Annotated in this window: 8 protein-coding genes; 3 read left to right on the top strand and 5 right to left on the bottom strand. The window is 69.9% G+C overall.

The features are described from left to right. Positions 1–159: 159 nt before the first annotated feature. The 5 genes from G5C62_RS27655 to G5C62_RS23905 form a co-directional block, all read right to left on the bottom strand. Positions 160–753, bottom strand: a complete 594-nt coding sequence (locus G5C62_RS27655) for a hypothetical protein (protein ID WP_206330830.1) — start codon at positions 751–753, stop codon at positions 160–162. Between the two features lie 142 nt (positions 754–895). Then, positions 896–1144, bottom strand: coding sequence for a carbon storage regulator CsrA (csrA, locus tag G5C62_RS28790; RefSeq protein WP_164702968.1), 249 nt, complete (start codon positions 1142–1144; stop codon positions 896–898). A 135-nt stretch (positions 1145–1279) separates the two neighbouring features. Next, a complete protein-coding gene (gene flgL, locus G5C62_RS23895) occupies positions 1280–2221 on the bottom strand; it encodes a flagellar hook-associated protein FlgL (protein ID WP_164702969.1) in 942 nt (313 codons plus the stop codon). A 4-nt stretch (positions 2222–2225) separates the two neighbouring features. Next, positions 2226–3638, bottom strand: coding sequence for a flagellar hook-associated protein FlgK (flgK, locus tag G5C62_RS23900; RefSeq protein ID WP_164702970.1), 1413 nt, complete (start codon positions 3636–3638; stop codon positions 2226–2228). Beyond that, the gene (locus G5C62_RS23905) at positions 3635–4123 is read right to left on the bottom strand and encodes a flagellar protein FlgN (RefSeq protein ID WP_164702973.1); all 489 of its coding nucleotides are present in this window, start codon (positions 4121–4123) and stop codon (positions 3635–3637) included. Before G5C62_RS23905 ends, flgK begins: the two co-directional genes overlap by 4 nt. 182 nt (positions 4124–4305) lie before the next feature. On the opposite strand from G5C62_RS23905, the gene G5C62_RS23910 reads away from it, so the two are divergent. The 3 genes from G5C62_RS23910 to fliD form a co-directional block, all read left to right on the top strand. Beyond that, positions 4306–5235 carry a sigma-70 family RNA polymerase sigma factor gene (locus tag G5C62_RS23910; protein ID WP_241176099.1) on the top strand — a complete coding sequence of 310 codons (930 nt, stop codon included), beginning with the start codon at positions 4306–4308 and terminating at the stop codon, positions 5233–5235. Positions 5236–5370: 135 nt separating this feature from the next. Beyond that, positions 5371–6522 (top strand): flagellin, encoded by a 1152-nt coding sequence (locus G5C62_RS23915; protein ID WP_241176100.1) that lies wholly within the window; start codon positions 5371–5373, stop codon positions 6520–6522. A gap of 121 nt (positions 6523–6643) precedes the next feature. Beyond that, positions 6644–7777 (top strand): flagellar filament capping protein FliD (fliD, locus tag G5C62_RS23920; protein ID WP_164702972.1); only part of this gene is annotated, 1134 nt, incomplete at its 3' end.

Genomic DNA, 7777 nt, shown 5'->3' on the forward strand with positions numbered 1-7777 from the left:
CACCTGCCCGACAACGACGACGTCGACCAGCAGGTCGCCGAGTGGGTGTTGAAGGCGGTCAGCCAGTACGACGAGACCAAGTCCGTCCCCTTCGGGGCCTTCCTGGCCACCCAGCTCTCCAAGTGGGACACGGCCCTCGTGGGCCGACCACCGCCGGCCTCAGACGAGGGCGGGGACCCCGCGGCGAACGGGGGCGTGGACGCTGTCCGCGGAGGGACGGCGCGGCGAGGGGATGCGCGGGGTCGGGACCCGCGGCGCCCGCGGCCGGGGGGTCTCGACGGCCTCGAGCACACCGGCGGCTGCTGCACGCTCGACCTCGTTCGGCTCGGCGACGTACACCGGCATGAAGTCGTAGAGGTCGGTGAAGAGCCCGTCGACGAAGGCGTAGGCGGCCTGCGCCTGGTCGGAGAACTTCGCGATCAGCTCACGCGGGCCGAGCTCGACGCCGACGGTGACCCGGACGGCGCGGTCGTCGCCGCTGAGCCCGGTCAGGGCGAAGGCCACCGAGTCGTGCCGGGCGGCCAGCTCCGCGAGGGCGGCGAGGCACCGGCGGGTGGCCGACCGGCGGGGACGCAGCTGGACGTGCACCACGACCGTCTCCGACCAGTCCGCTCCGGCGGTGGCCGGCTCGCCGGAGGAGCCGTCGACGGCACCACACAGACGCAGGTCGTCGGAGCCGGACGGCCCGACGCGCAGGTCGACGGACAGCTCGATGTCGACTGCCGGGCCCGATGCGAGTGCGCTGAGTTCCATGTTCGTCTCCCCCTGTAACCGTGGTGCTGTGGGGGAAGACTTGCGCACGATCGGAGCCGCGGACGGCGAGACTCGCCGTCCTGTGACTACTGTGACGGCTGAGGTGAGCTGTTATTGGGCCGTACCGGGCAACCTCATGGCATTACTTGCTAGTCGACCGATCCGGTCCTGGTGCAAATGCCGACAAGGCGCCCAGTGCGTCTGCGGCCACCTCGGCAGCGAGGCTCTGCGCCTCGGCGATCTGCTTGTAGACCTCTTCGCGGTGGATCGTCACCTCGCGGGGGGCCTTGAAGCCCAGTCGCACGGTGCCGCCGCGGACCTCGACGACGTAGACCTCGATGTCCTCGCCGATCCGGATGCTCTCGCCGACGCTGCGGGTGAGAGTGAGCATGTCTGTACCCCTCCATGGGTGTGTGGCCATCCGTGGCTCGCCCCGCGAGTGCGGGACAGGGCGCCGCTGCGCGGCGCCCTCTACTTCCCTTCTCGGCAGGTCGGACGCCGGATCGACGCCCGACCCGCCCCCTGTTCAGCGCAGGAAGTTGACCAGGCTCGGTTGGATCGCCTTCGCCGTCGCGGACAACGCCGCTTCATAGCCAGTCTGCTGCATCCGAAGGTTCATGATGGTCTTGGGCAGGTCGACGTCCTCGATGTCCGCCGAACGGCTGGTCAGCGACAGCTGCAGGTCGGCGTTCACCTGCTTTGCCGTCTCCAGCCGCGAGGTGCGGGTACCGACGTCCGCGGTGGCCTTGAGCATCCCGCTGATGACTGCATCCAGATCCGCCAGATCCTTCTGCAGCAGCGCCCGCTCTGCCGGGTCCGCCGCCCGGACGTGCTGGGCGATGCTGCCGACGATCGCGAAGAGGTCGCTACCGGGCTGGCCGAACGCTTCAGGACCACTGATGTCGATGCGGATGACATCGGCTTCGGACACCTGCCGGCTGATCTGTACGACGGGGACCGGCGTATCGGCGGCACCGTGCCCCTGGAAGGTCACCTGCCGGACGCCGTCGGCGTCCGGCATGGAGAACGCATACGCCGCATCTCCTGCGGTGATACCGCCGAAGATCGGCCGGTTCTGCATCTTCGTGTTGGCCAGCCCTACCAAACTCTCCTGGAGGCCGGCGACCTCGGTGGCGACGGCCGTCCGACTGCTTTCCGAGCCTGCACCGTCGTTGAGACCCTGGACGGTGAGGTCCCGGACTCGCTGCACCTGCACGATCATGTTCTGCAGCGCCGAGTCGGTGGCGTCCAGGAACCCCATGCCATCGCTGATGTTGCGTGCGTGCTGGGTCGCGGTGGCCAGCTCCTGGCGGGCGATGATCGCGGCGTTGGTGCCGGTCGGGTCGTCCGACGGCTTGCTGATCCTGGTGCCGGAGGTCAGCTGCTGCTGCAGCTTCGCGATGGCGTCCATGTTCCGACTCAGCCCCTGGAGGCTGGTCTGGACCAGGGCCTTGTGCGTGATCCTCATCAGGTCACAGCCCCACGCGGCCGGTGCGGTTGATCAGTATGTCGAGCGTCTCGTCGATCGCGGTGATCATGCGGGCCGCCGCCGAGTAGGCGTGCTGGAACCGGAGCATGTTCGTCATCTCCTCGTCGAGGTTCACCCCGGAGACCGACTCCCGGGAAGCGTCCACCTGGCTGGCGACCACCGTCTGGGTCTGCAGGTTCCCGGTCGCCACCGATGCCTCGACGCCGAGCTTCACGATCAGCTGCCGGTAGGCCACCGCCGTGCCGTTCGCCGCGCTCTGCAGCTTGGCGATCGCCAGGGCATTGCGGTTGTCCGTGGTCTGAGTGCCCTCGGTGCCAGCGTCCGCGGCGGCCAGGAGGGCAATGTCCCCGATTGCCAGGGCGAGAGTCTTCGCCGTGATGCCGGTCGGATTCCCTGCGCCGTCGTCGAACAGTGCGACACCCGGATTGCCGTTCTTGTCGACACCCCCGGCGTGAGCAGTGTTGAACTCGGTCGCGAGCGCCTGGGCTATGCCGTCGAGCTTGTCCCGGTAGCCGGGGATCGTGTCGCGCAGGGCGGTGAGCTGGCCTCCGGCGGTGCCACCGACGTCGACCGCCGTCCCCCCCGGGTCGGTGACCAGGCGCTGGTCGGTGGGGTTGGTGCCCGGCGCTCCATCGGTCTCCTGCACCGTCAGCCGGAGGGCCGAGCCCCCGGACACCAGAGCAGCCCCGCCGACCGAGACGTCCACCACGCCGAAGTCACCGGCGGTGGAGGTGGCGCCGATCGACTGGGAGAGCTCCAGGACCAGGGCATCGCGCTTGTCCGCCAGCTCGTTGCTCGGCTGGCCGGACTGGGTCGCCTTCTTGATCGCGGTGTTGAGGTCGGCGACCTGGCCGATGGTGGTGTTCACGCCTTCGGCCAGCACACCCAGTGCGTCCCGGGTCTGCGACCAGGCCTTGTCCAACGCCGCGTCGGTGGTGTGGAACTCCGCGACGAGGGTGGCCGTCTTCTGCAGCACCGCGGTGCGGGCGCCGTCCTCGGTCGGGTTGTTCGCCACGTCGCCCCAGGCCTTGAACACGTCGGTGAGCTTGGCCTGGATGCCGGTGTCCCCCGGCTCGCGGAAGGCCTGCTCGATCTGCGCCAGGGTGGTGTCGTGCACGGTCATCGCGGCGGTCTTGCCGCTCTCGGCCTGGGCACGCGCCTCCAGGAAGGCGTCCCGGATGCGGATCACCGTGTCGGCATTGACTCCCCCAGCGACGTCCTTGCTGACCGACCAGATCGCTGTGACCGGGTTCCCGCCGACCGACTGCAGCTCCGCCCGCTGGCGCGAGTAGCCATCGGTGTTGACGTTGGCGATGTTCTGGCCGGTGACGTCGAGGCCGCGCTGCTGCGCCCACAGCGCCGTCGTCGCGGTGTTGAGGCCGGAAAACGTACTCACATCGCACCGTCCAGGGTCACCGAGCGGTAGGCATTCCCCGCCGTGCGGCCGTTGTTCGTGTAAGTCCCGGACTGCGTCCCGGTGCGGGAGGACAGCAGCGCGTCGCCGATCACCGACAACCCACTCTCGATCAGCTCCTTGTTCGCGTCGGAGAGGCTGCGCAGCTCGGTGACGAGCGTCAGCAGCGCCTCGTGGTGCTTGGTGTAGAGGTCGTTCCAGGGCGCGGGCGAGGAGTCGGCCAGCTGACGCAGGGAGGGGTTGGCCTCCAGGCCCAGCCGCCCGGCGATCTGCTCGGTCGCGGCGGCACGCTCCACCTCGAGGGTGCGCAGCTGCTCCAGGACGACCTCGATCTCGTGCGCGATCCGCGGCAGCCACCGGCTCTTGCCGGTGAGGATCAGATACTGCTTCTCCTCGGCCTTGAACAGCAGCAGGTCAAGGAGCTCGTGCTCCCGCCACAGCAACGTCGACAGGTGCTGGTGGTCCATGCCGGCCGCCTTCCTCATCGTCGTGATGGCCAGTCGTGCCAGCCGCGCCCCGCTCGCTCTGCGGAGGCTGTCGAACGTCCATCGGCATCTCACCGAATCCGATCAAGCCGAGATCGCTCAAGCACCTGGGAAAAGTGCCAAGGCCGGTGCCGGAGGGCTGCGATCCCGCCGAGAAGGACGGCGTGACCGCAGCCGTGAGCGAACGCCGACAACCCGACGTCGACGCACTGGTGACCACCCATCTCCCGCTGACGCACTTCGCGGTGAACGCGGTTGCTTCGCGCATTTCCCTGCCCAGCCACGTCAGCCGCGAAGACCTGCAGGCCTGCGCCCGCGTGGCGCTGGTCGAGGTGGCCCGCCGGTTCGACCCGACGGCCGGGGCCACCTTCGCCACCTACGCCCTGCCCCGGCTGCAGGGCGCGGTGCTCGACGAGCTGCGCTCCGGCGACTGGGCCAGCCGGTCGGTCCGGGCCGCGGCCCGGCGCACCGATGCCGCCGCCGATGCGCTCACCATGAGCCTGGGGCGCCCGCCGACGCGGGAGGAGCTCGCAGCCAGCCTGGGCGTCGGCCGAGCCGAGCTGGATTCGCTGCGCGTCGACGTGCACCGCGCTGTGATGATCAGCATCGACGCCGAGACCGGCGGTGACAGCACCTCCCTTGATCTGCCCGACACCAGCGACTCTCCGGAGCGGGCCCTGCTGCGGGCCGAGCGGACCCGGCACCTGCACGAGGCGATCCGCGCGCTGCCCGACCGCCTCGACGAGGTCGTCGAGCGCAACTTCTTCGGCGACGAGTCACTGACCGACATCGCCGACTCCCTGGGCGTCACGCTCTCCCGGGTGTCGCAGATGCGCGCCCGCGCGCTGACCCTGCTGCACGCCGCGATGAGCGAGATCTGGGACGGCGAGCCGGTTGCTGCCGCGGGCGGCGTCCGGGCCCGGAACCAGCAGCGCGCCTACGTCGAGCGGGTGTCGTCCCGGACGCCGGAGCCCCGCTCCCCCGCGCCGGTCCCCCGCACCGCGCAGCCGACGGCGGCGGGCGCCGGCGCCCACTCCCGAGCTCGCCGGGAGTGGGCGCTGGCCGGGCAGCGCACCGCTGCCCAACCCGCTTGAGGGAGCACGGGAAAACTTCTCCGGTTCGGGTCAAGGACTGCCTAATCCGCGCCGTTACCTGAGTTGCAACACCCCGCAGCACGGATGCAGCGGGGTCAACCGAAAGCCCCGATTCCACGGAGGAACACCATGGGCATGAGCGTCAACACCAACACCGCGGCGATCAACTCCTACCGCAACCTGTCGGTGACCAACGACCAGATGAGCAAGTCGCTGGAGCGGCTCTCCTCCGGTTTCCGCATCAACCGCGCCGCCGACGACGCCGCGGGCCTGGCCATCTCCGAGGGCCTCCGCTCGCAGATCGGCGGCATGAAGCAGGCCGTCCGCAACACCCAGGACGGCATCTCGGTCGTGCAGACCGCTGAAGGCGCGCTGGGCACCACCACCAGCATCCTGCAGCGCATGCGTGACCTGTCGGTCCAGGCTTCCAACGCCGGCAGCCTGAACGACGAGGCGAAGGTCAGCATCCAGAAGGAGATGGGCGAGCTGAAGTCGGAGCTCACCCGGATCGCCGACACCACCAACTTCAACGGCACGAAGCTGCTGGACGGCACCTTCACGAACAAGGCCTTCCAGGTCGGCGCCAACGCCAACGAGAGCATCACGGTCGGCATCGCCGGCGGAGCGAGCGCCTCGCAGCTCGGTGTCGCCGGCGTCGACGTCAGCACCGTCGCCAGCGACGCGATCACCGGCGACGTGACCAACGCGGTCGCCGGGACCGCGGGCAACGTGAAGTTCGCCGGTGACTTCACCGACGCCACCGGTGGCGGCTGGGGGACCCTGAACGGCACCGTCACCGTCGGCAGCAAGAGCCTGGACCTGGCGACCCTGAGCGCCGACGTCGACACGACCGCCGAGCTGCAGACCAAGCTGGACGAGGCCTTCGGCACCGGTCAGCTCACCGCCGCCGGCACCGTCACGGAGCTCACCCTGACCGGGCAGGCTCCGGCTGCCACTGCCACCGCCGACGAGGTGAACGCCGCCAGCGTCAAGTTCACCGAGGCCAGCGGTGCCGACGAGGCCATCACGCTGATCAACGACGCCCTGGAGACGGTGTCGGGGATCCGCGCGGACCTGGGTGCCAAGCAGAACCGGTTCGAGCACACCATCAACAACCTCAACGTCGCCATCGAGAACACGACGGCGTCGGAGAGCCGGATCCGCGACACCGACATGGCCCAGGAGATGACCAACTTCACCCGGACCCAGATCCTGACCCAGGCCGGCACCTCCATGCTGGCCCAGGCCAACCAGGCGTCGCAGGGCATCCTGCGACTGCTGGGCTGATCTGACGCTGCACCACTGAGCACGACCCAGTGAAGGGGGAGGCCCCGGCCTCCCCCTTCACTGCTCGTCCACACTCCCCCGCCGACGCGGCGCACGACTCCCGGAGAATCCCATGGCAGGCATGAGCATCAGCGGTCTGTCCTCCGGGCTGGACACGGCCACGATCATCTCCCAGCTGATGCAGCTGGAGGCCCAGCCGCAGCGGATGCTCTCGACGAAGCTGACCGACGCGAAGGCCGACGCCTCGGCCTACCGGACGGTCAACAGCACCTTCTCCACCCTGCAGTCGGCGGCCGACGCACTGACCAAGGCCACCACCTGGGCGCCGGTCAAGGCCACCAGCTCCTCGGCCACGGTCTCGGCCACCGCGAGCGCCGGCGCGACCACCGGGCAGGTCAGTTTCTCTGTCACCAGCCTCGCCGCCAGCCACACGGTGATCAGCTCGTCGGACTGGGTCCCGCCGTCCGGCGACATCTCGCTGACCGTCACCGACGCCGACGGCGACACCGCCGCCACGGCCATCCCGATCGCGGCCGACGCGACGCTCGAGCAGGCCGTCACCGCCATCAACGCCGCCAAGGCCGGCGTCACCGCCACCGCCGTCAACACCGGTACCGGATTCCGGCTGCAGCTCAGCGCCAACTCCTCCGGCGCGGACGGGACGTTCACCACCACCGGCGACGTCACGTTCTCTCCCGTGACCTCGGGGGCCGACGCCGAGCTGAGCGTGGCCGGCGGCGCCTACACGGCCAGATCGACCACCAACACCTTCACCGACCTCATGCCGGGGACGACGTTCACGGTCAGCAAGGCCGGTGAGGCCGCCACGGTCACCGTGGCCAGCGACCCTGCAGCGCTGTCCACCGCCGTCCAGTCGCTGGTCACCGCGGCCAACAACGTGCTCTCCACGATCAGCGAGTACTCGAAGAACGGCCCCGGGAGCACCGCCGTCCTCCGGGGGGACAGCTCGCTGCGCCGCCTGGCCGGGCAGGTCCTCGACGCGGTGTCCGAGGCGGTCGGCGGCGACGGGTCGGCCGCCCGCGCCGGCCTCCAGCTCACCCGCGAGGGCCGGATCACCTTCGACTCCGCAGCCTTCACCACCGCGCTCGAGGACGACCCCGCGCTCGCCCAGCGACTGGTCAACGGGTCCGGCACCGGGACCGCCGCCGTCGAGGGGGTGGCGCAGCGGCTGCTCGGCGTTGCGAAGTCCGCGACCGACAGCACGATCGGTTCCCTCGTCAACCTGGCCAAGGGC

The organism is Modestobacter sp. KNN46-3, from assembly GCF_011039295.1.

What these genes read in the sequence shown, in the direction of transcription:
- flgL (WP_164702969.1), bottom strand. Translation starts at nt 2,221, where the DNA reads ATGAGGATCACGCACAAGGCCCTGGTCCAGACCAGCCTCCAGGGGCTG.
- G5C62_RS23905 (WP_164702973.1), bottom strand. Translation starts at nt 4,123, where the DNA reads ATGGACCACCAGCACCTGTCGACGTTGCTGTGGCGGGAGCACGAGCTC.
- csrA (WP_164702968.1), bottom strand. Translation starts at nt 1,144, where the DNA reads ATGCTCACTCTCACCCGCAGCGTCGGCGAGAGCATCCGGATCGGCGAG.
- G5C62_RS23915 (WP_241176100.1), top strand. Translation starts at nt 5,371, where the DNA reads ATGAGCGTCAACACCAACACCGCGGCGATCAACTCCTACCGCAACCTG.
- G5C62_RS27655 (WP_206330830.1), bottom strand. Translation starts at nt 753, where the DNA reads ATGGAACTCAGCGCACTCGCATCGGGCCCGGCAGTCGACATCGAGCTG.